The sequence below is a fragment of the Microterricola gilva genome, from assembly GCF_004217495.1.
GTDB classification, from domain to species: domain Bacteria; phylum Actinomycetota; class Actinomycetes; order Actinomycetales; family Microbacteriaceae; genus Microterricola; species Microterricola gilva.
Window position 1 is genome coordinate 1,308,697 of record NZ_SHLC01000001.1, and the last position, 22,343, is coordinate 1,331,039.

General features: G+C 64.1%; 34 protein-coding genes. 30 read left to right on the forward strand and 4 right to left on the reverse strand.

Features of this window, described 5'->3' with window-relative positions:
- Positions 1-40 precede the first annotated feature (40 nt).
- Entirely contained in the window at positions 41-3,823 is a 3,783-nt protein-coding gene (locus EV379_RS05910) for an SCO7613 C-terminal domain-containing membrane protein (protein ID WP_165397299.1), read from the reverse strand.
- Between the two features lie 137 nt (positions 3,824-3,960).
- On the opposite strand from EV379_RS05910, the gene EV379_RS05920 reads away from it, so the two are divergent.
- Positions 3,961-5,349, forward strand: coding sequence for an NAD(P)-binding protein (locus EV379_RS05920; RefSeq protein WP_130505320.1), 1,389 nt, complete (start codon positions 3,961-3,963; stop codon positions 5,347-5,349).
- 5 nt (positions 5,350-5,354) lie between these two features.
- On the opposite strand, the gene EV379_RS05925 is transcribed toward EV379_RS05920, so the two are convergent.
- The gene (locus EV379_RS05925) at positions 5,355-6,257 is read right to left on the reverse strand and encodes an alpha/beta fold hydrolase (RefSeq protein WP_130505321.1); all 903 of its coding nucleotides are present in this window, start codon (positions 6,255-6,257) and stop codon (positions 5,355-5,357) included.
- A gap of 141 nt (positions 6,258-6,398) precedes the next feature.
- On the opposite strand from EV379_RS05925, the gene EV379_RS05930 reads away from it, so the two are divergent.
- Entirely contained in the window at positions 6,399-6,782 is a 384-nt protein-coding gene (locus EV379_RS05930) for a hypothetical protein (protein WP_130505322.1), read from the forward strand.
- Between the two features lie 159 nt (positions 6,783-6,941).
- Here EV379_RS05930 and EV379_RS05940 read toward each other — a convergent pair whose 3' ends face one another.
- Together EV379_RS05940 and EV379_RS05945 are read right to left on the reverse strand one after the other, a co-directional pair.
- On the reverse strand, positions 6,942-8,183 hold the full coding sequence (locus EV379_RS05940) for a tyrosine-type recombinase/integrase (RefSeq protein ID WP_130505323.1): 1,242 nt from the start codon (positions 8,181-8,183) through the stop codon (positions 6,942-6,944).
- A 347-nt stretch (positions 8,184-8,530) separates the two neighbouring features.
- On the reverse strand, positions 8,531-8,833 hold the full coding sequence (locus EV379_RS05945; RefSeq protein ID WP_130505324.1) for a helix-turn-helix domain-containing protein: 303 nt from the start codon (positions 8,831-8,833) through the stop codon (positions 8,531-8,533).
- A gap of 195 nt (positions 8,834-9,028) precedes the next feature.
- Here EV379_RS05945 and EV379_RS17595 point away from each other — a divergent pair, with 195 nt between their 5' ends.
- The 28 genes from EV379_RS17595 (at position 9,029) to EV379_RS17605 (ending at position 22,254) form a co-directional block, all read left to right on the forward strand.
- Positions 9,029-9,232, forward strand: a complete 204-nt coding sequence (locus EV379_RS17595; protein ID WP_423203256.1) for a helix-turn-helix domain-containing protein — start codon at positions 9,029-9,031, stop codon at positions 9,230-9,232.
- Entirely contained in the window at positions 9,229-9,441 is a 213-nt protein-coding gene (locus tag EV379_RS05955) for a MerR family transcriptional regulator (RefSeq protein WP_130505326.1), read from the forward strand. Before EV379_RS17595 ends, EV379_RS05955 begins: the two co-directional genes overlap by 4 nt.
- Complete coding sequence (locus EV379_RS05960) at positions 9,438-9,866, forward strand: hypothetical protein (protein ID WP_130505327.1); 429 nt, start codon at positions 9,438-9,440, stop codon at positions 9,864-9,866. Before EV379_RS05955 ends, EV379_RS05960 begins: the two co-directional genes overlap by 4 nt.
- Positions 9,863-10,576 carry a phage antirepressor gene (locus EV379_RS05965; protein ID WP_130505328.1) on the forward strand — a complete coding sequence of 238 codons (714 nt, stop codon included), beginning with the start codon at positions 9,863-9,865 and terminating at the stop codon, positions 10,574-10,576. Before EV379_RS05960 ends, EV379_RS05965 begins: the two co-directional genes overlap by 4 nt.
- A complete protein-coding gene (locus EV379_RS17150) occupies positions 10,573-10,737 on the forward strand; it encodes a hypothetical protein (RefSeq protein ID WP_165397301.1) in 165 nt (54 codons plus the stop codon). Before EV379_RS05965 ends, EV379_RS17150 begins: the two co-directional genes overlap by 4 nt.
- A gap of 365 nt (positions 10,738-11,102) precedes the next feature.
- Positions 11,103-11,693 (forward strand): RNA ligase family protein, encoded by a 591-nt coding sequence (locus tag EV379_RS05970; protein ID WP_207226202.1) that lies wholly within the window; start codon positions 11,103-11,105, stop codon positions 11,691-11,693.
- A gap of 70 nt (positions 11,694-11,763) precedes the next feature.
- Entirely contained in the window at positions 11,764-12,081 is a 318-nt protein-coding gene (locus EV379_RS05975) for a hypothetical protein (RefSeq protein WP_130505329.1), read from the forward strand.
- 122 nt (positions 12,082-12,203) lie between these two features.
- Positions 12,204-12,341 (forward strand): hypothetical protein, encoded by a 138-nt coding sequence (locus EV379_RS17155; protein WP_165397302.1) that lies wholly within the window; start codon positions 12,204-12,206, stop codon positions 12,339-12,341.
- A 295-nt stretch (positions 12,342-12,636) separates the two neighbouring features.
- Positions 12,637-12,912 (forward strand): hypothetical protein, encoded by a 276-nt coding sequence (locus EV379_RS05980; RefSeq protein ID WP_130505330.1) that lies wholly within the window; start codon positions 12,637-12,639, stop codon positions 12,910-12,912.
- 159 nt (positions 12,913-13,071) lie between these two features.
- Complete coding sequence (locus tag EV379_RS17600) at positions 13,072-13,230, forward strand: SipW-dependent-type signal peptide-containing protein (RefSeq protein ID WP_130505331.1); 159 nt, start codon at positions 13,072-13,074, stop codon at positions 13,228-13,230.
- A 4-nt stretch (positions 13,231-13,234) separates the two neighbouring features.
- The gene (locus tag EV379_RS05990) at positions 13,235-13,636 is read left to right on the forward strand and encodes a DUF7448 domain-containing protein (protein WP_130505332.1); all 402 of its coding nucleotides are present in this window, start codon (positions 13,235-13,237) and stop codon (positions 13,634-13,636) included.
- Positions 13,629-13,808, forward strand: coding sequence for a hypothetical protein (locus EV379_RS05995; RefSeq protein ID WP_130505333.1), 180 nt, complete (start codon positions 13,629-13,631; stop codon positions 13,806-13,808). The genes EV379_RS05990 and EV379_RS05995 overlap by 8 nt, the downstream gene beginning before the upstream one ends.
- On the forward strand, positions 13,789-14,013 hold the full coding sequence (locus EV379_RS06000) for a hypothetical protein (RefSeq protein WP_130505334.1): 225 nt from the start codon (positions 13,789-13,791) through the stop codon (positions 14,011-14,013). Before EV379_RS05995 ends, EV379_RS06000 begins: the two co-directional genes overlap by 20 nt.
- A gap of 166 nt (positions 14,014-14,179) precedes the next feature.
- Positions 14,180-14,587, forward strand: coding sequence for a RusA family crossover junction endodeoxyribonuclease (locus EV379_RS06005; protein ID WP_130505335.1), 408 nt, complete (start codon positions 14,180-14,182; stop codon positions 14,585-14,587).
- 269 nt (positions 14,588-14,856) lie between these two features.
- Positions 14,857-15,705 (forward strand): PD-(D/E)XK nuclease-like domain-containing protein, encoded by an 849-nt coding sequence (locus EV379_RS06010; protein ID WP_165397303.1) that lies wholly within the window; start codon positions 14,857-14,859, stop codon positions 15,703-15,705.
- Positions 15,702-16,280 (forward strand): hypothetical protein, encoded by a 579-nt coding sequence (locus EV379_RS06015; RefSeq protein ID WP_130505337.1) that lies wholly within the window; start codon positions 15,702-15,704, stop codon positions 16,278-16,280. The genes EV379_RS06010 and EV379_RS06015 overlap by 4 nt, the downstream gene beginning before the upstream one ends.
- Positions 16,281-16,363: 83 nt before the next feature.
- The gene (locus tag EV379_RS06020; RefSeq protein ID WP_207226203.1) at positions 16,364-16,972 is read left to right on the forward strand and encodes a hypothetical protein; all 609 of its coding nucleotides are present in this window, start codon (positions 16,364-16,366) and stop codon (positions 16,970-16,972) included.
- Between the two features lie 18 nt (positions 16,973-16,990).
- Positions 16,991-17,821, forward strand: a complete 831-nt coding sequence (locus tag EV379_RS06025; RefSeq protein ID WP_130505339.1) for a hypothetical protein — start codon at positions 16,991-16,993, stop codon at positions 17,819-17,821.
- Positions 17,818-18,252, forward strand: coding sequence for a hypothetical protein (locus EV379_RS06030; protein WP_130505340.1), 435 nt, complete (start codon positions 17,818-17,820; stop codon positions 18,250-18,252). Before EV379_RS06025 ends, EV379_RS06030 begins: the two co-directional genes overlap by 4 nt.
- Positions 18,249-18,530 (forward strand): hypothetical protein, encoded by a 282-nt coding sequence (locus EV379_RS06035; RefSeq protein ID WP_130505341.1) that lies wholly within the window; start codon positions 18,249-18,251, stop codon positions 18,528-18,530. The genes EV379_RS06030 and EV379_RS06035 overlap by 4 nt, the downstream gene beginning before the upstream one ends.
- Positions 18,531-18,932 (forward strand): hypothetical protein, encoded by a 402-nt coding sequence (locus EV379_RS17370; RefSeq protein ID WP_242616263.1) that lies wholly within the window; start codon positions 18,531-18,533, stop codon positions 18,930-18,932. It begins immediately after the preceding gene.
- Between the two features lie 3 nt (positions 18,933-18,935).
- A complete protein-coding gene (locus EV379_RS06045) occupies positions 18,936-19,118 on the forward strand; it encodes a hypothetical protein (RefSeq protein ID WP_130505342.1) in 183 nt (60 codons plus the stop codon).
- 241 nt (positions 19,119-19,359) lie between these two features.
- Positions 19,360-19,680 carry a hypothetical protein gene (locus EV379_RS06050; protein ID WP_130505343.1) on the forward strand — a complete coding sequence of 107 codons (321 nt, stop codon included), beginning with the start codon at positions 19,360-19,362 and terminating at the stop codon, positions 19,678-19,680.
- Positions 19,677-20,177: a hypothetical protein gene (locus EV379_RS06055; RefSeq protein WP_130505344.1), complete on the forward strand. Its 501-nt coding sequence runs from the start codon at positions 19,677-19,679 to the stop codon at positions 20,175-20,177. The genes EV379_RS06050 and EV379_RS06055 overlap by 4 nt, the downstream gene beginning before the upstream one ends.
- Before the next feature lie 68 nt (positions 20,178-20,245).
- Positions 20,246-20,491 carry a hypothetical protein gene (locus EV379_RS06060; RefSeq protein ID WP_130505345.1) on the forward strand — a complete coding sequence of 82 codons (246 nt, stop codon included), beginning with the start codon at positions 20,246-20,248 and terminating at the stop codon, positions 20,489-20,491.
- Positions 20,488-21,090 (forward strand): DUF7341 domain-containing protein, encoded by a 603-nt coding sequence (locus tag EV379_RS06065; protein ID WP_130505346.1) that lies wholly within the window; start codon positions 20,488-20,490, stop codon positions 21,088-21,090. The genes EV379_RS06060 and EV379_RS06065 overlap by 4 nt, the downstream gene beginning before the upstream one ends.
- On the forward strand, positions 21,087-21,545 hold the full coding sequence (locus EV379_RS06070; protein WP_130505347.1) for a hypothetical protein: 459 nt from the start codon (positions 21,087-21,089) through the stop codon (positions 21,543-21,545). Before EV379_RS06065 ends, EV379_RS06070 begins: the two co-directional genes overlap by 4 nt.
- A gap of 202 nt (positions 21,546-21,747) precedes the next feature.
- Positions 21,748-22,254 (forward strand): HNH endonuclease signature motif containing protein, encoded by a 507-nt coding sequence (locus tag EV379_RS17605; protein ID WP_130505348.1) that lies wholly within the window; start codon positions 21,748-21,750, stop codon positions 22,252-22,254.
- The last annotated feature ends 89 nt before the right edge of the window (positions 22,255-22,343 follow it).

A 22,343-nucleotide genomic window follows, 5' to 3' on the forward strand; every position in this document is an offset into this window, starting at 1 on the left:
AGCGCGCCCGGGAGCGCGAGCGGCCAGATGCAGCCCCTCGTCAGCGCAGTGCGGTGATCCTCGCCGCGGCGTGCTTCAGATTCTGGATCCGCTTCTCATAGCGGGCCGCGAGCGCGATCAGCAGGATGCCGCCGACACCGAGCCAGAGCCACCACAGCGTCGGGTTGTACAGCGACGACAGCCACGGCCAGAGCTGCGCCAGGCCATGCAGCAGTACAACGCCCCCGCCGAGAACGAAGGGGGCCTGCAGACGGAGGGCGAGGCCGGCGAGCAGCACGGCGAGGCCGACGACGCCGAGGCCGACGACGCGCCACAGCGGGGAGTCCGTGTAGTCGGCCAGCAGCGATGGCACGAGCAGCAGTGCGAGTCCGCCGCCGAGCGCGGGCCAGCTGCGGGCGCCGGGGGTGCATGACAGCCGGATGGCGCCGCTGGCGGTCCACGCGAGCGCGACGGGCACGGTCGCCAACTCGAACGGCGGAGCATCGCTGACGCCGAGCACGAAGGTCGCGAGGTAGTACAGGGCGGTCGCCCCGGCCAGGCCCAGTGCCAGCGTCGGCACCCAGGGCGCGAGGGAGGTTGGGCGCAGCCACGACAGCAGGACGTGCGCCGCGCTGAGCGCGGCGATGACTGGGATCGCGCGCAGGCCGCCGTCTGCGGCATCCGCGGTCGCCGCCAGCGCCGCGATCTCGAGCAGGGTGCCGCCGACGAGGGCGGTCGCGACGAGGGCGGTGCTGAGGCGACGCGATTCGCCGCCGAGCGCCGCCGCCGCGGCGATCAGGATGCCGGCGCCGGAGAGCACCCAGAGCTCAAAGATTCCGGACACGGTGCCTGACGACACGCCAAGCAGGCCGAGAGCGCGGGCTCCGACGGCCACCAGCAGCGCGACAGCGGAGGCACCGATGACGGCGTTGCGGAGCGGCGTTGCGCGTAGCGGGGCGCGCCAGAGGCAGGAGCCGATCAGCATCACGCCGGCGATGGCGACGGTCAGGATCGGGCGGAGCACGCTGCCGTTCGCGCCGTAGACCGCGGACGGCACGAGCGCGATGAGGATCCCGGCGGCCACGAGAGCGGAGACCGCGGTGCTCGCGGATGCCGCCTCCGCGCCGTCCCGGCGCGCGCCGCGCACAAGCAGCACCGCGATCAGCAGCAGGGCGGCGGCGAGCGTGACGGAGTACGGTTCCGGTGCCGTGACCCCGGCATCCGACAGCCCGGACCAGAGCGCGGCCGTGCCGAGGGCCAGCGCCAGCCACCCCAGCTGGTGACGCGGGCTCGCCGCATTGAACAGGCCGGCGCGGTCGACGGATGCCAACAGCACGGCGATCCCCGCAACGAGGTAGACGAGCCAGGCCGCAGGCCCATCGACGGCGGCGAGCGCGCCCACCACTCCGATGACGAGCACCAGCCCGGCGCTGGCGTCCAGCAGCAGCCGGTCGAGCGCGCGATTCGGGCGGGCCGTGGCCGAGCGCAGCTCCCACGCGAGACTGATCGCCAGCACGAGCAGGCCGACAACGGCCGGCCAGAGCTCGACCAGCATCCTCGGGGCAGGCACTCCCGCCGTCGCCAGTGCGGCGAAGCCGTACTGTCCGCTGAGCCAGAACGCGGGCGTGACGCCGAACAGCGCGAAGACCCGCGTCACGGCGAGGGCTCGGTTCGCCGGCAGCGCGATCAGCAACACCGCGGCCGTTCCGGCGGCCGCGACGCCGATGCCGGCGAGCAGCGGGGCAGAGAGCGGGCCGTCTCCGGAGAGGGCCCCGGTCAGGGAGGCGAGCACCCCAACGACGGCGGCAGACCCGAGCGCCCACGCGCGATCCGACGGGGGAGCGAAGCGGCCAAGAGGAACGCTGAACAGCAGCAGGAGAAGCCCGGAGACCAGGATCACGAGCGCGCGGGTGTCGACGACGGCGCTCCACGCTGCGCCGGTCGCCGTGACCGTCGCAATCGGCAGCATGGCCGTGGTCACGAGCGCGAACACCACCGTCGCGGCGAGCAGCACCGGACGCAGCACGGAAGCGAAGGCGATCTCACGGGCGCCGAGCAGCAGGCCAATGATCACACCGGAGCCGAGCAGCCAGAGCCAGAGGGAATCGAAGGCGAGCAGGTAGCCGGCGGATGCCGCAACGATGAGCGTGGCGAAACCGAGCGCGCGGCTGCCAGCACGCGGGGCGATGCGGGCGTTCAGCGCCGGCAGAGCCAGCACCGCGAGCGCGCAGGCGGCGATGGCCAGGTAGGCGAGCGCCGCGACGGCGGGCGGGGCGATCAGCACGGCGCAGCCGAGAGCGCTGAGCACGACGAGCGTCTGGAGCACGATGACCCGGCGCCTGAGCACGCCGAGGAGCGACCAGGCACCGGCGGTGAGCAGCGCTGCGCCGACGACGACCAACGCGGCCTGGACCGCAACGACGTCGGGCTGCAGCGTCGCCGGATCGGCTGGCCTCCACGGGCCGAACCCGTTGGCGAGCGGTGCGCGGGCCACGAAGGTCACGAACAGCACGCAGAGCACGACCACCAGCGCAGCAGCGACGACGGCTCCGGCGCCGATCCCGGCGCCGAGTCCCGCAGCGAACAGGCGCGGCCGCATGGCGTCGACGGCCAGCAGCACGGCGACGCTCACCAGCACCGGCCAGACAAGGGTCTCGGTCTCGGTGCTGGCCCGGAGCCCGATCACGATCGGCATCGCGGCGAGGCTGAACCCGGCGGCGGCCGCGGCGACCGTTGCTGCCGTGCGGTTCAGCGTCTCCGGCATCCGCAACCCGGCCAGCACGTGCACAGCGAACACCGCCGTCGGCACGCCGAGTCCCCAGATCGGCGCCCAGTGCTGGCCTGGCGCAACGAACAGGCCGAGGATGACGGCAGCCGGCACCGCCGGGGACGCGATGAGGAGCACGAGCACCCGTTCAGCGAGCAAACGGTGCGGCCTCGCCAGGCTGCGCCCGAGACGCGGGGCGAGCAGCTGCACCAGGGCGGCACCGACGATCACGACCGCGGACAGCCATGGTCGCTGGAAGGCGTCGACTCCCTGCCCAGGCGGGGTGGCGACCGCCCATGCGAGCAGGCCGGCACCGACAGGCACCGCGGCGAAGCCGGCCACGCTGGCGGCGCGCATGCCGGTGAAACGGAACCAGCCGAGCAACAGCGGTGCGCTGAGCAGCACCGCGATTCCCCAGTACCTGGCCGAATCCACGCTGGCGGCGCCGAACAGGTCGTTGGCCTGGATCGCCCAGATGTCGAGGTAGACGAGCAGCACGGCGAGCACGGCGATGCCCTCGGCCGTGGAGTGCAGCCGGAATCGCTGCAGCAGCGAGACCGCGCCGAACACCAGCACCGTGATGGCGGCGACGATGATGGCGCGGGCGGCGAGGCCGGCGACGAACCAGGCGATGATCAGGAAGAAGACCAACGCGACGGCCACGAGCGAGACGCCGACGACGAGCAACAGCATCTGCACGCTGGAGCGCCGGGGAGCCGCAGCCGGGGGAGCCGCAGCCGGTGGAGTCGCCGCCGGGGGTACTGCAGCCGGCGATACCTCAGCCGGCGCAGCGACCGGCGGAACGACTGTGGCCGCTGGCACCGCGATGGGGACGGGTGCGGGTGCGGGCGCGGCAACCGGCACGGCCGCACGCATCTGCGCGATCAGCAGGCCGCGCCGGTTCAGCTGCTCGGCGGCATCCGTCGACGCCTGCAGCAGCTCGGCCGCGAGCGGACTGCTCAGGTCGAGACCGCACACCGTGCAGCGCAGACCGCGCAGCGTCTGGAAGCAGGCGGGGCAGAGCGCACGGTTGACGAGCTCGTCGGTGCTGCGCGGCCAGACCAGGTGCGAAGACACCCGTTGCTCGTTCTGTCCTGGCGTCACACTCAAGCCCCCACCCGGCCCGCGCTCGCGGGCGCAACGGCTCCCAGCGTAGCGGCAGGGCAGCGCGGCGAAGCGTAGCGGTAGCTCCGGCGCGGTGGTTGAATTGCGCCATGACGCGCAGCCTGCAGGCTGACTACCTCGTCGTCGGTGCCGGCGCCATGGGAATGGCGTTCACGGACGCGCTGATCGATCATGCCGACGTTCGGGTGGCGATCGTCGACCGCCGTCACAGCGCAGGTGGGCACTGGCTTGACGCGTATCCGTTCGTCCGGCTGCACCAGGCCTCGGCGTTCTACGGGGTCGCGTCGACGGTGCTTGGCGGCAACGTCCAGACGCACGGACCGGAGGTCGGCCTGTACGAGCGGGGAACGGTCTCCGAGATCTGCGCCTACTTCGGTCGCGTGCTGAGCCGGATGGTGGAATCCGGCAGGGTCGAGTTCCTCGCCAACTGTGAGTACCTGCCGAACCGTGAGATCGTCTCGCACGTCTCCGGGCACCGGTTCGAGGTGTCTCCCCGCTGTCGGATCGTGGACGCCCGATACCTCGCACCCGACATCCCCGCGAACACGCCGCCGCCGTTCGAGGTGGATCCCGATGTCAGGGTGATCCCGGTCAACGATCTCGCGCGTCTCGGCGATGCGCCATCGCAGTATGTGATCGTGGGCTCTGGCAAGACCGCAACCGACGCCTGCATCTGGCTGCTCGGGCACGGCGTGGATGCCGGGAGGATCCGGTGGGTGAGACCACGCGAGCCGTGGATGCTCAACCGGGCGGTGGTGCAACCCAATCCAACCGTGTTCCTCGGCATGGCCGCCGACACGATGGAGGCGGCTGCCGACGCCACCTCTCTGTCGGATCTGTTCCTCCGGCTGGAGGATGCCGGCATCATGCTGCGCATCGACCGCTCGGTCATTCCGACCATGGCGAAGGCACCGACGCTGGCGGAGTGGGAACTCGCGCTGCTGCGCGGGATCGAGGACGTCGTCCGCCTGGGCCATGTCCGCCGGGTGCAGAGCGGGCGGCTCGCTCTCGAACGCGGCGAGGTGGCGATTGCGCGGGATGCGCTCGTCGTGCACTGCGCGGCATCCGGCCTGCAGAATCCACCGCTCATACCGATCTGGGGCCCAACCGCGATCACACTCCAGCCGATCCGGGCCGGGTATCCGTGTTTCGGTGCGGCGCTCGCCGGGTACGTGGAGGCGACCAGACGCTCCGACACGGATCACCACGACGCCGAGAAGAACCGGCTGTGCCCGCCGACCCCGTACGGCAACTCGTTGGCGCAGTGGGCGATGATGACGCTGCTCGGCACCCGCGCCACGATGTCATTCGGATCGGAACCAGACATCAGGGCGTGGGCCAACGGTGTCGCCCTCAACCCGGCGCGAGTCCCAGCAGAGCCTGAGCGGTCCGCGGAGTTGCTGGGCGCCCTCGGCCGGCTGCAGGCCGCACTCCCCGGCGGGCTCGGCCGGCTCGAGGAGCTGAGTCGGTCTCGCTGAGCGCCTCAGCTGGCGGAGGCCGGCGGGTGGAACTTTCCGCGGTGGATCTCGTAGACGCGGGCATGACCGGGCGAATCGGGGTCGTCGACGATCGGCTTGTCCGCCATGAACAGACGGATGACGTGGGCCAGCTCGCCCGGGTGGCTGAAGTTGATCGCGTGCGCTGCACCGTCGATCACGACGAGGAGCAGGTGATTGTCGGTCTGGCCGGCGACCTCACTGACCCGCTGGGAGTCCGGCATCAGCGGGTCCCTGCTGCCGATCACCGCGAGTGTCGGGATGCTCAGCTCGAGCAGGCGGTCGAGGGTCGGGTATTTGGTGAGTGCCTGGAACATCCTGACCGTGCTCGGAACGCCGAAACGCAGATAGTCCGGCGTCGCCACCCGCATCATCCGCGCCGGCTCACGCGGGCCGTCCTTGGTGAGTTGGCCCATGGCGCGCCGCAGCGGCTGGTTGTGCAGGCCGCCGGCGGGGGAGACGAGGATCGCGCGTTCCAGCCGCTCCGGGTAGTGGTGGGCGAATTCCAGGATGACCGGGCATCCCATCGAGTTGCCGACCAAGGTCGTCTTCTCGACGCCGCGCTCGTCGAGGAATCGTGCCGCGGCATGGGCGAGGTCGGGCACGTCGAGCGCGCTGGGATCCTTGCCGCTCCGCCCGAAACCGGGAAGGTCGGGCACGAGCGTGTAGAACTCATCCATGAGCAGTTCGGCCGTCGGCAGCAGGTACCGGCCGGAGAGGCCGAAGCCGTGCAGGTGCATCATGACCGGCGCGTTCGATGGCGCGGGGGACTCGCGGTAGAACACGTCGATTCCGTCGATCGTGGTCCAGTGCTCGGCCAGACGCGAGGCAGGATGCCGCGGCAGCCGCCGCGGCTTACCGTCGGTGGTTCGTGAACTCGACGACGCCATTGTTGCCCTCCCCTCGGAGGCGAAGCCGCGCATGCCGGCACGACAGTCGACTCCTGAATGCAATTTCGCAGTCGCGGCGCGCCGTGTCAAGCCCTGCGCGAGGAGTGGGCAGGATGTGCGCAACGGCGAGCGGAGGACATCGTGACGGCAGAGGATTCTTCGGCTCCGATCGCGCCCACAGTTCGTGGGAAGCGCCTCGTCGCTCTCGCCATCGTGCTGATTCTGGCCCAGGGAGTCCTGACGATCGCACTGTCGTTCTACATCCTCGACAGGGCGTACACATTCGTGGACGGCTGCGCCGTCTGCAGCATCGACGAGTTGTACATGCTCGGCGATGGGCCGAAGCTGGCACTCGCCAGCGTATGGCTGACGCCGCTGTTCGGCACACTGGCGGGAATCTTCCTGCTCAGCAGTCCCCTGTACAGGTGGGCCTGGCTTCCCCCGCTGATGACGATGCTCGTCAGCATCGCCCTGTGCCTGTACTTCATCTCGACGTTCGAGTACACCCCGCGGACCGGCGGCTGAGCCACGGCGACGAGTGTTCCGGCAATAAAAAAGGGCCCCAGCCAATCGGCTGGGGCCCTTCATCTACATGGAGGGGCTGACGAGAATCGAACTCGCATCATCTGTTTGGAAGACAGAGCAAACTAGTTTCCCGACGAGTCCCGCACGGCTGGCGCCCGCCTATCCACTGGCATCTGCCGATTCGAGAGTTCCCGTAGAGCCCCGGCCATTGCTCGCATACGGTGCAGGATAGGGTGCAGAATCACCCTCTGGCTCGGCAAGCTTCCCCATCATCTGGCCGAGCTCCTTCTTGCGCTCCTCGAGCGGGTGCACGTACGTGTCATACGTGAATGACGGGTTAGCGTGTCCCAACGTCGCAGCGACCACGACAACGTCGTTGCCCATGTCGAGCATGAGCGTGGCCGCGGTGTGGCGCAGCTGGTATCGGCGCGCATGGGGGAGGCCGGTTGATGCGAGCAGCGCCTTCCAGTACTGGGAGTCCAGGCGCGGTTCAATCGGGCGCCCATTGGGGCGGGTGAACACCAAGCCGACCGGCTTTCCGGCGTACTCCCACTCTTTGTAGACGCCAGCGTTCTCGGCCTGATCGATCATCTGTTGCGCGCGCGTCGCCTTGAGCTGTTCTACGACGACAGGGGCAAGCGTGATGATCCGATCGCCGGCATTCGTTTTGGGGATCGGCATATAGATCAAACCCTTGCCCGTGACGCGCTGTAGCTGCCCGTGGACGCGGATTGAGCCGCCCACCAAGTCCACGTCTGCCCACGACAATCCAAGGGCCTCAGCGGGGCGCAGGCCGTACATGAGCGCAAGGCTCCACCGCGCTTCGAGCCTGTCGCCCCTCGCTGCCCGCAGCACAGCACGCGCGTCAGCCTCACTGAATGATGTTGTCTCCGCTTTCGGTCGCTCTGGGATGACCGCATGCAGCGCCACGTTCTTTCCGATACGCCCTCGAGCAACGGCAACATTCAAAGCTGCACGAATGTTCGCGTGCACGTTTCCGATCGAGCTGGCGCCCAACGGCTTCCCGCTCTTGCTTACCTTGCCGGAAGCCATGTCGGCGTAGAGCTTCTCGAGCATCTCAACCTTCAGCTTCGACAGCTTGACCGTTCCCAAGTTCGGCGCGATATACGCCTTGAGTGACCACTCATAGTCTGCGAGCACGCCAGGCTTCAGATCAGCAATCGTGAGCCAATGCCGTATCCACTCCTCGAGCGTCCAGTCGCGGCCCATGACAAGCGTGCCGTCATCCTTGCGATTGGCCAGCTCGCGGACGGCCGTCGAGGCCAACACTTTCGTCTTGAATACGGGGGTGTACTTCCGCTTCCCGTCTTCGGTGATGTACCCGCGGTACCCGTTGGCGACCTTTGAAACCGAGCCGGCGCCTTTCGCGTTCCTGCCCATTTCCACTCCTCAAATCTCGTGTCCTCATTAATGAGGACAAGTCATGTGTTGTTTGTGCACGCGCAATGCAATGTCGTACGGCACAGCTACTATCAGGTGACAACCCCACTAAGCGGGGCTGATCAAGTTGGGGAAGAACACTTGGGCATTGGTATCAATGGTGATGGCTGGCGTTGCGTGCAAGAGACAGTCGACCGTGAAGAGATCATCGAGCGCTTGGGAGCCGAGGCGGTGAACCTTGACCATGTACTTGCTGGGGCGGTGAAGCCGTCAACCATGTTCATAGCGGCCTCGCTCCTGGCGTTTCCGCTCTCATTCTCTGACCTCTTCACGATCAGGATCCCCGTCTAGCGCGGCTGGCGCCGGATGACTTCCTCGAGCAGTGCGATCGTGTCGATATCCTCAATGCCCACACGCACCTCGTGGAGGTTGGCTTCTTCCTTCGTGATGAAGCCGGCCTCCGCGAGTGCCTCTAGAACATTGCGGTTGTAGGCGCGGGCGAACTTCAGGACGAAGTCCCAGCGTGGGGGATCTCCGCGCTTCCACCGGCTGACTGCTGACGGGTCGAAGTCCGCCTTCCTTGCGATTTCGACTCCGCCAGCATTGTTTGTGACGCGCTGGACATAGTCCCACCATGGCGTTGTGTTCATGCGCAAACACTACATGCGCATACGCAAGCCGTGCAAGCCATGCTGGCGCGCCCGCAACATTTGGCGGATTTGTCATGCCCGAATATTGTTAATGCGCATTAACAAGTTGTGCTTGCGCAAGCTCGTTAGATGTCCTAGTGTTGTCACAACGCAACATTGCGTGTGGACAAGCAAGGTGAGCCAGTGCAAACACTAGTGATCAACGAAGAGAACGTTGCTCGAGTCAGAGGCGGACGAACCGTCAAGGACTTCGCAGCAGAGCTAGACATGGACGCGTCCACCGTGTCCAGACTTGTCCGAAAGATCGCGGAACCAGGCCCACGGGTCATTGCCGCGTTCCTCGTGACATACCCATACCCGTTCGACCACTTCTTCAGAGTGACGGACGTGGAATCATGACCGCCGAGACAGTGGTTGAGCCAATGCTCCCAATCTCGGTAGTTGCCAAAACGCTCGACGTGGGCCGGCACTACGTGCAGAACCGCATCGACGCGGGGGAGTTGGCCGTAGTCGAGCTGGGGACGAACCTCAGATCGAAGAAGAGAATCCCGGCATCCTCACTCGCCGCCTTCATCAAGGCGCGCACATTCGGGGGAGCGGCCTCATGACCGCGTTCAAGGGGCAGGCGCTCTCCGCGGACTCGCTCGAGGCAGTAAAAGCTGAGGCTCGCGTGCCGATCCTCTTCGATCGAGCGGCCGGCAAAGGCGTGATGTACACGCACCGTGGCGTGGATGTCGTCTACATCCTGGAGTTCGCGAACGGCACTGTGAAGGTTGGCCAGTCCGTCGACTTCGAGACACGCGTTCGTGCGAACTGCAGCAACCGCCGCGTACGTGGCCACAAGCTGATGCGCTTCTGGCGCGTTGGCTCCGATGCGCCACTCGCCGACGAGGCAACTCTGATCCGTCTCGCGGGGGAGTTGGGCGGCACAGCCGATGGTCGCACCCGGGAGTGGTTCACGGGCGTTGAAGGCATGACTCTGATCAACGCCGCAGAGCGCGAGCTTGCGACTCTCGAGAGGGAGGCATCATGACCGGCCTCGACATGTTCACCTATTCAGGCCAGCAGGTTCGGACTGTCATCATCGACGGCGAACCGTGGTTCGTGGCCAAGGACGCCTGCGACGTTGTAGGCATCAGCAAGTACCGCGATGCTGTCGCACAGCTGGACCCCGACGAAAGGGTGTCCGTAGCCGTGGACACCCCTGGCGGCATGCAGATGATGGCCGCGGTAAACGAGCCGGGCTTGTTCGCCCTCATGCTCATCAGCCGCTCGCCGATCGTGCGTGACTTCCAGCGTTGGGTGCGGCACGAGGTTCTCCCGACGATCAACCGCACGGGCCAGTTCGGTTCCGCACTTCCCACCGATTTCGCTGAAGCCCTCGAGCTCGCAGCTGCAGAGGTTCGCCAGCGGGTCGCACTCGAGGCGCAGATCGCAATCGACGCCCCGAAGGTGGAGGCGTACGAAACTCTCATGGATGCGGACGGCGCCTACTCAATGGATGCGGCGGCGAAGATCCTCGGTATCGGCCGCACGACGTTGTTCACCCGGTTGCGCGCTGAGGGCATCATCCAGGCTGGGCAGCGGACCCCGTACCAGCGTTACGCGCATCATTTCAATGTGACGGCATCCACCTACACGGACAGCGAGGACGTATCGCACACCACGTTCACGTCGAAGGTTCGCCCGTCCGGTCTCGACTTCATCGCGAAGAAGCTCGGACTTGTGGCGGTGGCGTCATGAGCGGCTGGGCGATCCTCCTCATTGTGTGGTTCGTGGTGAATGCGGTGCTGTACATCGCACTCATCGGCAACACCCTCACGTTCACGCGGGCATCTGCCGTCATGGCGTTCTTCCTCTACGCCGGCCTCATCTGCATCGTGATCCTCGCCACCACGGGCTAACAACCCCCATGTTCTAGCCCTTTTTGCGCCTGTCGCACCTAGGGCCTGGCGACGCCTTTGCCTTCTGGCGGGTGGTCGCAGCACTTCACAACTGAACAGAACTTGCAGGAGTAACAGCCCGTCTGATCTGCGGATATCGGGGACAGCCCGGAGACACCACCTCCCGGCTATGAGGACTGCGAGCGGTAGTACCGCCCTTGAGGTTTTCGGGGCTGCGCAGGGTTCATGTGAGCGCAGTCACGTTCGGGGCGGGCAACAGGCCGGTTCGTTCTCATGGAGCGCCGTAAGTGGGTAGAAGTCGTGCCCCAACGCTGACGGGATGAACAGGCCTTGCAAGACATTCAAAACAACGGAGAGGAATCGCAATGACAGAGGGAATCACGTTCGAGGCCTTCCCGAAGATCGCCCGCTTGAACCGGGGCATGGTCATCACGGAGAAGCTCGACGGAACGAACGCAGCAGTCGTCATCACAGAAGCAGGTGAGGTCGGCGCTCAGTCCCGTAACCGGCTGATCACACCGGATGCCGACAACTACGGTTTCGCCGGCTGGGTGGATCGCAACGCTGCCGAGCTGCGCGACATTCTCGGCCCGGGTCGCCACTTTGGTGAGTGGTGGGGCTCAGGCATCCAGCGCAAGTACGGCCTCACTGGCGGCGACAAGCGTTTCAGCCTGTTCAACACGGGCAGGTGGAGCGCCGACGAGCTCGTGGGCGTTGAGGGGCTGGGTATTGTCCCGGTTCTCGCGCAGGGCCAGTTCGACAACTGGGTCATCGCCGAGCAGGTTGAGCGACTTCGCACGCACGGTTCGGTGGCTGCCCCTGGCTTCATGAAGCCAGAGGGTGTCGTCGTATTCCAGTCGGCCAGCAGAACGCTTTTCAAGGTCACGGTCGACGGTGACGAAGCGCCCAAGGGTGCTGCTGGTCACGCTCTCGATGAAGAGCGACCTGCGGCCTAGCAACAAGGCCAGCACGTGCGCTCACGGATCGGCGTGCTGGCACTCGACAACAAGAAGGAGAAGGAAGCACATGGCACATGACATTGAGAACGCTCAGGAGCGACTCGCGACTCTGCGCGACGCGAAGGAAAAGCGCGAGTACGAGGAACAGGTTGAGCACGCAGGGTTCGATAACCCCGACGACTACGACGCATGGCAGGTTCTCGAAGACCTGCGGAAGCTGACCCTTTCGGAGCGCCGTGCTGCTGAGGCAGCTGCTGAACCGAAGAAGGCAAACGGCGGCCTCGTCGTCAGCCGCTCGCTCGGGGACGGATGGTTCACGCCCACCGTTGAAATCTCCGGCCGTTCTATCCGCGACCAGGTCTACAGCTTCACTCGCGGCGTCTAGCCGCAACTCGCACCAAGGCGGCGAGCCTGCAATCGGTTCTCCTGGGCGTAGTACCCGGCGTCGCACCACAACACCTCACCTATTACCCGCCACGTCTGTGGCTGATTTCGAAGGAGAAACACATGACTGCAAAGCATTCGACCGCGCGCCCTGTAACGCGCACCGACCTGATCATCCTTGGCTGGGCTGTTGTCCTCGTCGCAGTTGCTGTGCTCGTGACCGCCGCAGCACTCCTCATGTCGAAGCTCGGGGGTGCCTGATGACTACCGCAAACTGCACCACTTGCACCCGCCCGATACGTCCGACTCGTGCACGCCTGGCTGATCATCCGGGGACGGTTCGTGTGTCTGGTCGTGGCCGTTGCGACATGTGCGTGAAGGCGTCGTCTGGTGGCCGTAAGGGTACGAGATCAACGTTGGATGTCGGGGCGTTCGGGTATCAACCAATCCCGGAACCGACACCGGAAGAACGGCGCTTGGTGTTGCGTCAGGTGAACCGGCTTGGTGGGGATGACGCAGCAATGTTGGCGGCCATGTTCTTTGGGCCGGTGCAGTCATGATCAAGCTCCCGAAAGACAAGTACGGCAACGAGGGCTGGGTCGTGAAGGCGCGCCAGATCCACTGGTGCGAGGCCCGCAACTACGGCTGCACGAAGCAGATCAAGCCAGGCGAGCAGTACTACCGCGCGGTGTGCTGGCCGGGTCACGACGCCAACGGCGGCTCAGTGCCGTGGATCCTCAAGATCTGTCGCGGCTGCCTGAACGAAGAGATGCAAGCGGCGTTCGACGCTGCACTCCCCAAGCCAAACCCCGCAGAGGAGGCAACCGCATGACCTTCCAATCCCCAATCAGTGGTGGCGCAGGAACACCAGCCACCTACCCAAAGGAAGCAACCGACCGTTGTTGCGCGCGTTGTTCTGGTGGCCCTCATGCGTTGGCGTGCGGTCGACCGAATGGTGCGTGTGTGTGCCATTTGAAAGCTAGAGCGCGTCGTGGCAAGTAGCGGCACACGTGTCGAGTGGGACACCGCAGATGTCGATTGCCCGTGTGGTTTCGCCGGGACTGTCGCGTACTGGTCGGACTTCGAAACGTTCGAGCACGGATTTGAATGCCCCGACTGTGGGCAAGAACACGTAGAGAAAGGGAAATGACGGCATGAGCGAGAACAAGACCGAGAGCTATTTCGAAGAGACGCGCGTCGAGCTGAGCGCGGCTGTCGTGGGGCAGCGAATCGTGAAGGCCGAGGTGGACAGGAGCGGCCGGGAAGACGAGCTGAAGCTGATGCTTGAGAGTGGCCGCGAGGTCGCCGTCAGCGGGTGGGGCAGCTGCTGCGCATGGGCTGGCGTGGGTGAAATTCTCCTCGACCTGCAGAACGTGGAGCACGTCATCACCTCGGTTGAGGCCACGGGTGGCGATGGCGTCGGCAGTGGCGAGAAGTGGTTCATCCTCGCGAACCTCGATCAGGTGCTCGGCTTCGAGACGGATGCAAGTGAGGGCACTGGCTACTACGGGTACGGGCTGTCCGTGAACGTCCGAGAGGAGGCCCCGAGTGACTAACCGCCGTCTTCTCACCCTCCTCCTGGCCGGATGCGTTTTGTACGTGTTCGGCCCTTACTTTTCCGACCACCTGATGATCGCGGGCATGGGCTTGCTGATCGTCGTAGTCCTGATCCTGTGTGCAGCGATCGGGCAAAAGCTTAGGAGAACCAATGACCACCCGACCACGTGAGCTCGAACTGATCATCATCGACGACACGGCCGGTGTAGACGCCGCACTCGACGCTGTTGTTCGCGCCGTCAACGCACCCAACGAAGCCGAAGCCGCATGGGACCAGTACTCAACGATCCCACTCAACTTCGACGCATCACCCCTATTCAGAGAACACGACGCATTCGTAGCCGGATGGGCTGCAGGACGAGGAGAGACAGCATGAGCGACAACACATGGGCTGTCACGTGCCGCGTAGACCACAGCCCTATTGGTTCCCCGGCGGGCGCGTCGCTTGCCACGGCAGAGAGCGAGGCCGAGGCGCTGGCAGTTCTCGCCGAGAAGCGGGAAATCTACCCACGGTGTGTGCTTGAGGCAGAGGCGGTGTGGGCATGACTCCCTGGAACGGCAACGGTTACACGCAGGCACCCGCTGAACCGTTCGTGACGGTGCTGCATTTCGACTACCCGCGCCCACCCATTGCGGCGAATGACCGCACGCATTGGGCGCACAAAGCACGCCTCACGAAACAGGTCCGCATCAAAACAGCCGAGCTCGCGAAACGCATCCCCGAACTTGGTCGTATCCGGGTGTCGCTCGTGTGGGTAGTGAAAGACAAGCGGCGCCGTGACGGTGGCGAAAACATCACACCCACATTGAAACCGATGATCGACGGCCTAGTAGACGCCGGAATTGTCGAGGACGACACACAAGAACAAGTCACACGCGACATGCCCCTCATCGAATACCGACCAGGAGCAGTTGCACACATGGAACTACGGATTGAGGAGATTCGATGAGCTGGAACGACGGCCACGTGACCCTTTCGCTGACTCTCAAAGCTGGCCCTAAGGCTGGGCTGACGAGCGTGTCGTGTTCCTGCGAATGGGCGCGTATGTACCCGACACAAGTCGGTGCGAAACGCGGCGAACGGGCACACCTGAAGCTGAACGGAATCCACGCATGACCCGCACCGATGCCGCCTACGACGACACCGACGCGTTCGACCGTGGAGGCGACCCCAGGAGAGCAGAAGTTGGGGACTTGGAAGAGAGATGGGAGGCGCTCAATGAGTGAGCCACGATTGATCCTCGACATGCCAGAAGCGGAGTACCACGCGCATCCGGCTTTGTCATCTACGGGGGCGAAAACGCTCATCAAGGACACGCCGGCACTGTTCAAGTACCAGATCCTCGACGGCAACCGCACCGACAAGAAAGCCTTCGACGTGGGCCACGCGATCCACGCGAAGGTGCTCGGCATCGGCATGGGCGTTGTCGAGATCCCCGAAGAGGTGCTGTCGAAGTCTGGCAGCACGGGCACGGATGCTGCACGCAAGTTCATCACGGACTCGCGTGCACAAGGTCTGATCCCGCTCAAGAGGGCCGAGCTCGAGCAGGTCAACGCATCCGCCGAAGCCGTCCTCGCACACAAGTTCGCAGGCCCATTGTTCGAGAGCGACGGCATTTCGGAAGCAACCGCGTTCGCCCACGATGACGAGTTTGACATCGACCTCCGAGCACGCTTCGACCGTATCAGCGGCAACGCAATGATCGACCTCAAATCCGCGGCCGATGCATCGCCCCGCGGGTTCGGCAAGTCAGTCGCGACGTACCGGTACGACATCCAGCAGGAGTTCTACCGCGAGGTACACGCACGAGCAACAGGCGAACGGTTCGAGCGGTTCTTTTTCGTGGCCGTCGAAACCTCCCGCCTGCACAGCATCGGCGTCGGCGTGTACGAGCTCGACTTCGAATACGAGCTGCGAGCAATCCGCGACGTGCGGGAAGCGAAAACCCGCTACAAGCACGGCCTCACCACAGGCGAATGGCCCGCCTACTCAAACGACGTCGTCACCCTCGAAGCCCCCTTCTGGCTGCGCGACTACGACATGAACGAAACGGAGTACGAACAATGAGAGTTGCACCCAAGCGCAACACGGACCAATGGAATGCTGACGATTTCGCGGTTGGGTCTCGCGTCTTCACCATCGCAGGAGTTCGCGATGGCACAAAGGAAGGCCCGTACGACATCGACCTGGTCGAAGGCGAGGGGAAGTGCTGGCGTCCACCGAACACGGTCATCCAGCTCCTCAACGACGTGTGGGGCACCGAGGACAGCGACGACTTCATCGGCCGTCGCGTAGAGCTGTACCGCGACCCCAGTGTGAAGTTCGGGCGTGAGGTTCCGGGCGGCATCCGTGTCCGCGCCGTTTCGCACATCAAGGAGGCGACAACGGTTGTCGTCCAGACGACTCGTGGCAAGCGCGACAAGTTCACCGTCCAGCCGCTCCCAACCGCGCCCACCCAGCCCACCGACACATCCGGACGGGACTGGGCCGCTGAACTCAAGCTCGCCGGTGACGACATCGACGCTGTTGCATCACTCGGGAAAGCAGCCAGTGGAGCACACGCAGCAGGAGACGTGATCGCCGCCATGAAGCGCAAATGGGGCGAGCTCAACAAGGCGGCTGAGAGTGGGGCGGAAGGGTGACGAAACCAAGAATCCTTGACCTGTTCTGTTGCGCAGGAGGAGCCGGCACCGGGTACGCCCGGGCCGGCTTCGACGTTTACGGGGTGGACATTGCGCCCCAGCCCAACTACCCGTTCCCGTTCTACCAGGGTGACGCGATCGGGCTGCTCGCGATGTTGGTCGCAGGAGGGGCCGTGCGGTTCGGCGACGAGCTGCTGTCCCTTGCCGACTTCGCGGCCGCCCACGCCTCACCACCGTGCCAACGGTTCACCGCGTACAGGAGACGCGGCGCCGGAGTTGGGTCGGGGTACCTGAACTTGATCCCAGAGGCGCGCGAAGGCCTCATCGCGTCTGGGTTGCCGTACGTGATCGAGAACGTTCCTGGCGCGCCGCTTGAAGACCCGGTCATGTACTGCGGGTCGAGCTTTCATCTCGACGTGCGTAGACACAGGAACTTTGAGAGCAACGTCACCCTGGTCGCGCCGCCGTGTGACCACTCGTGGCAGACGCCCCGCTTTCCCCCGGCAACCAATCGGGCCAACCTTCGATCGACGGTTGAGGTGGGAGTCTGGCGCATCCCTCTGGATACCCAGCGGAAGGCTATGGGCATCGACTGGATGGAACTACGCGAACTGTCGGAGGCGATCCCGCCGGCGTACACGGAGCACATCGGCCGGCAGCTCATCCAGCAGCTCGCAACGGTGCCCGCATGAAGAAGGAGAGGAGGAGATATGGCCCGCATCAGATCGATCAAGCCTGAGTTTTGGCGTTCACCGTCGACCGCGAAGGCATCACCGCGGGCACGACTGCTTTATATCGCGATGTGGAACTGGTGTGACGACCACGGCGTGGGTGAGTGGACGCCTCGTGAGTTGCTCGGTTTTGCGTTCCCGAATGACGACGATGTGACAAACGCGGAATTTCAGAGCCTTTGCACGGAAGTTGCAACATGCTTCGGAACCGAGTTTTACACCATCAACGGGCGCCGTTTTTACTGCATTCCGGCATGGGATGAGCACCAGAAGAACGAGCGTCGTGCGAACGGGAAATATCCGCGACCTGATGCCCCGGATGCCTGTGTTGACGCGGAAGTTCACCGAAATGCGGAAGCGCGCGGAACTTCCGTGCGGACGCACGGTAAAACACCCGCTGGAACAGAGGAACAGGGAACAGAGGAACAGAGGAACAGGGAACAGAGGAACCCGCGTTCCGCGGTGGCAATCACCCACGACCTCGACGCTCTCTTCTCGGCTGCTTACGACCACTGGCCGAAGAAGGCAGATCGCAAGGATGCGCTGGCGAAGTTCAAGAAAGCAGCCGGCAGCATTCCCGTCGATGACTTGGTGAACGTCATCATCCGATTCGGTGACGCGTACGAGGCGACAACGGAACGGCAGTTCGTTCCAGCTCTTGGTGTGTGGATCGGTCGCGAACGGTGGACGGATGACCTGCCCACTCGAGCAGACGCATCACGGAAGCCGACCCGCACAGAGCAGAACCTCGACTTCGTTGCCCAGCTGGCGGCGGAGGAAGCAATGAGCCAGAGAGGAATTGAGGCATGAACAAGGTTGAGGTGGGCCAGGTGCTCACGATCGCGAGCGGCTTCGACAGGTTCATCACTGTTGACCGGGTTACGACGGAAGCATGGTTCCTCGCGTTGGGTGGCGTCGACTATGCGGATGCGCAGGCGGCAACGGTCGCGCACTTCACAGGCCCGCTCGCCAAGGAGACATTCAGTGTTCGGCACATCCTGAACGCGGTGGCCGTGTCGAGTCGCACGAGTCAGGCAGCCATCGAGGCGGATGTCAGGTCTGCGAAAGCGCGTGGCCTGATCGAAGCGTCATGGCCAGCACGCACACCACTGCCCGCCGATGCTGCTGATGCTCTCTACACGTTGCGTGAGGGTGAGAGGAGAGCCGCGGCTGAACGGTTCGAGTTCGACCAGATCGAAGGCGTGCCCGTTGATGTTGGCGAAGTGGGGATGCGGGCATGAGCGAGATGCGACTGCTCGAGCTCGAGCTGCCCGAGTCGGTGTACGACAGGCTGCGCACCCTCGCACATCTACGTGGCGACTCGGTGACTGGCCTGCTGACGACGGACGCGTATCGGATGTCGAAGCTACACACGGGTTCGGATGAGGTGCACATTCTCTGGGAGAAGGGCATGACGGTGGCGCAGATCGCTGCCGAGCTCAACTGGACCAATTCGAAAGTCTCCCGCTCGCTGTATGCGCGCGGGTTGCAAGCAAACAGGAAACGAAGGAGCAAGTAGATGGCAATCGTAAAGCTGAAGGATGTCACCGTGACCCGCCTGAACAACTCGGGCAACGGCGTGAAGGTGGTCGAGGAGAACGAATCGGCCGGGAAGGTCTACAAGACGAGCTACACCCTCTGGTTCAAGGAGCCGTCCGGCTTGTCGGTCGGTGATGTCGTGTCAGTGTCGGGCCTGTTGTCCGCGAAGGTGGGCGATCCGTGGACGGGTGACGATGGACAGGAGCGCAGATCGGTTGATCTGTCGCTGAACGCGCCACGCATCAGCACCGGGGAAGCCACAGCCGCCACACAGAACGCTCCCGTATCCGAACCGTGGGCGCCAACCACACCGGCTGCTGAGAGCGCGTCAGGCGACGTCTGGAACACGCCGGGCAGCTACAGCGACGAAACGCCGTTCTAAGCCATGGCTCACATTCTGGCGAAGATAACGCTCAAGTCCGGCGCCGTGATCAAGCTCCGTGCGGAGAAGGTCACGCACCGCCCCGGCTCGCTCTCATGGTCTGGCGAGCGAACCGATTGCCCGCAGGTGCTCCACATCGCCTATGACGAGATCGCGGCCGTAACCACCGAGCGGAAGTGGTTCTGATGACGCGCATGCATGTGACTAGCCCGGTTTGGGCGTGGTGTTGTGACGAGTGCGGGCGAACCGATCACCGGCTCGAGTTCGCGCAATCCAAGCTCCCGAAGCCCGAGCAGATGACACGCGAAGGCTGGTTCATCGCGAAACTCTGGGGCGACAAATGCCCGGACTGTAATGCGAAACCCACCACCTTCGAGGCCCTTCCCGCACAAGCGGTCAGGGCCTCCACTGTTTCCAAGGAGGGGACATGAAAAACGACAACGAGAAGCTGATTGAGAAGGCGTTTGATGCGCTATGCAAACAGCAGCCACTTTCCAGCATCACGCGTTCGGACATTCAGGTGTGGCTTGAGCTGTTTGAGTCATGCGGCGCTCACCTCTCCGCACAGGAGGCGGCAAGGTTCAAGCCCCGGCCGTTCACCGACGAGGAGATGAATCACCCCGCGATGACCGCAGTGTTCGCGCAGGAGGCGGCAACGGAAGTCGAGCCGACGCCAGAGCTTCCGGGATTCGATGGCACTCATGCCGCACTCGATGCGCTCGGGATTCGCGGGCAGGCACAACTATGAGGGTCATCACCCGAGAGCAATTGATCGACCTGCTGCGCGAGCACGGGTTTCAGTCCGACAACTACCACGAGGATCAGGCCGATGCGATCCTCGCGCTTGACTCGGAATTCCTCAGCCAGGCGACTCGCTATCAGGGATACCTCACCGCTGCATTGGCTGAGCGTGACGCAGCACTGGCCGTCATCGAGCAGGTGAAGTCGCATCTGGAGAAGACCGCGATACCGGTCACGGCAATCCGCATGGCGTCGGAGGTCGAGAACATTCTCGCCACCGCACCCGCCGACGCTCTCGCTGAGCATGGTCGGGTGATCGCGGAGAAAGCATGGGATGCGGGCGCGGAAGGAGTGCTCGGCAGTCTCAGCAGCGCGTCGGCCTTCACGCTGCCACCCAACCCATACCGGGCAAACCCTGAACCGAAGGCCGATCCGCGCACCCAGAAGATCCGGGTGAACGTGGGCACCTACACGCCTGCTCCGAAGGAGGCGACGGATGCCTGACTACTGGTGCAAGACATGTGGCCGGTACGAACAAGGCTGCCGACACTCGATAGGCGAGGAGGCAACGAATGGATGACACCAACCTGATTCGCGTGTGGAAGCTTGTCATCTGGCGGGTCAAAAGGGGCTGCGGCTACGACGGGATCGTGCATTCCTTTTGGGCCGACAAACCAATGATCAGCATTCGTTTCGGCAAGAACGGGCGCCGTCCGTTCTCCGAGCGCAACCGACACCTGCCCAGCATCCAGAACAGGTGGCACTACTTCTTCGGGAAGCGGGTCACCATCATCACGCCACGGAAGGAGCGAACATGACTGACCTGCTCGAAGCGGTGGAAGCGCTCACGAAGCCGACGCGCACGAAGGTGATCCAGGACGACGGGACGGTTGCGATCGTCGTTCAGGATGCGTTGCTCGTGCAGCTCGAGACAGCGATCCGGTCAAGCATGGGTGGTTCAACAGGCGGTGCATCGTTGCCGTCTGAAGGGTCACCGCTCGATGTTGGGGCACTGTTCGAGTCGCTGAAGATAACCGCCGCAATCGGTGACTGGTGCCGGCTCGTTGGCGTCAAACCGTCCCGCAAGTCGGTGCCTGACCTGATCGACTGGCACACCGCATACATTGGCAGACCGTCCGAGGCTGATGACTTCTACATCAGCCAACTCAACGGGTGGGTGCGGATGATCACCGCCATGTTCGACCGACCACGCGAGAAAGACCTGCCCGACCCATGCCCCGTGTGCGACGCGAAATCATGGTGGCGCGACGGGGCCGAGTACTACCGGCCGCTCGTCGTCAAGTACCGGCCAGACGACCCCGTTGGGAGCGCGACGGCACTCTGCCGGTCGTGTGAAACCGTTTGGAACGCGCGAGAGCTCGCATTCGCGATTGAGCAGAAGGAGGCATCCAGTTGATTATCACCGACACGTTGAGTTCCAAAGCGCTGGTAAGCACAGAGCATCTTGGCGTAGAGCGCAGGAGCGCTGTCGCTGACGCACTCCGGAAGGAGGTTATTGCAGTCGGTGCGTCGCACGGGGTGATCATCCGTCCGCAGAGCGTGCACATCAGCGAGGGACAAACCGATGATGCAATGCTGCTCGAAGTCATCGGCGAGTGGGCACCCGACCCGACCGAGGGAGTCGCGCTGGTTGGCGGGATTCTCGACGGGAGCATTGAACCCATCGGGCGAGGCGATCATGTGCGCCCACCAGCGCGCCGCCTGTTTCCCGTCCCGCCGCGTCTCGCAGAGTATTCGACTGAAACGCTGATCACGTCGGTGGGCGCTGAATCGGTCGCGGTCTATCGGCTCGCGGGGATCGATTCGGAGCACGACCGATGGGTGTACGAAGCGGAGGTGAAATGCGCCTGAGAAAAAGGTTGCGACGTTCTTAATCCCGTGCGATACTTAGGTGCGCCGGTTTACTCTGAGAAAAATCAGACATGACACGGCGATTCTTCTTTAACGCGAAAGGCCCCGAGTTTCGACTCGGGGCCTTTTTTGCGCCCAAAAACTAAATGCCCCCGCGCTGCGCTAACAGCCGGGAGCCTGACCAACTCGGTAAGGAGTTGATGTGTCTAATCGTACCCCAGAGCACGCCGGATGGTATCTGGATGAGTATGACGGGCCCCGATTTTGGGAGCACGTCAACTTCCGCGGCGGCCAGCCGTACCTCAGTGACCCAATCGCTAGGATCGGCGCCGACGCCGGAGAGTGCTGGGTATGGCAGGGCTGGACCAGCAACGGATACGGACGCTTCAGGGCGTTTGGCAGCGGAGTAACGGCCCACCGGATCGGCTTCCAAGAGTTTGGCGGCAAGGTCACCGCGGATCAAGACATTGACCACCTCTGCCGAAACATTGCCTGCGTCCGCCACAGCCACCTTGAGGCCGTAACCCATGCCGAAAACGTCGCGCGAGGATCTCGTGCGCTGGCAACTCATTGCAAGCATGGGCACGAGTACACCGAGGCCAACACGATCGAACAAGTCCGCGCCGGTAGCAAGTTCCGTCGCTGCCGAGCTTGCCTAGTTGAGTCAAGGCAGCGGACATATCAGCGGCGCAAAGCACGCGCCGTCTAACCCCAAATACTTTCCCCGCCGACCGCAAACACAACAAACACGCCAGATCACTGAGCCTTACAAAACAGTGCGGTGCGTGCGGGGAAACA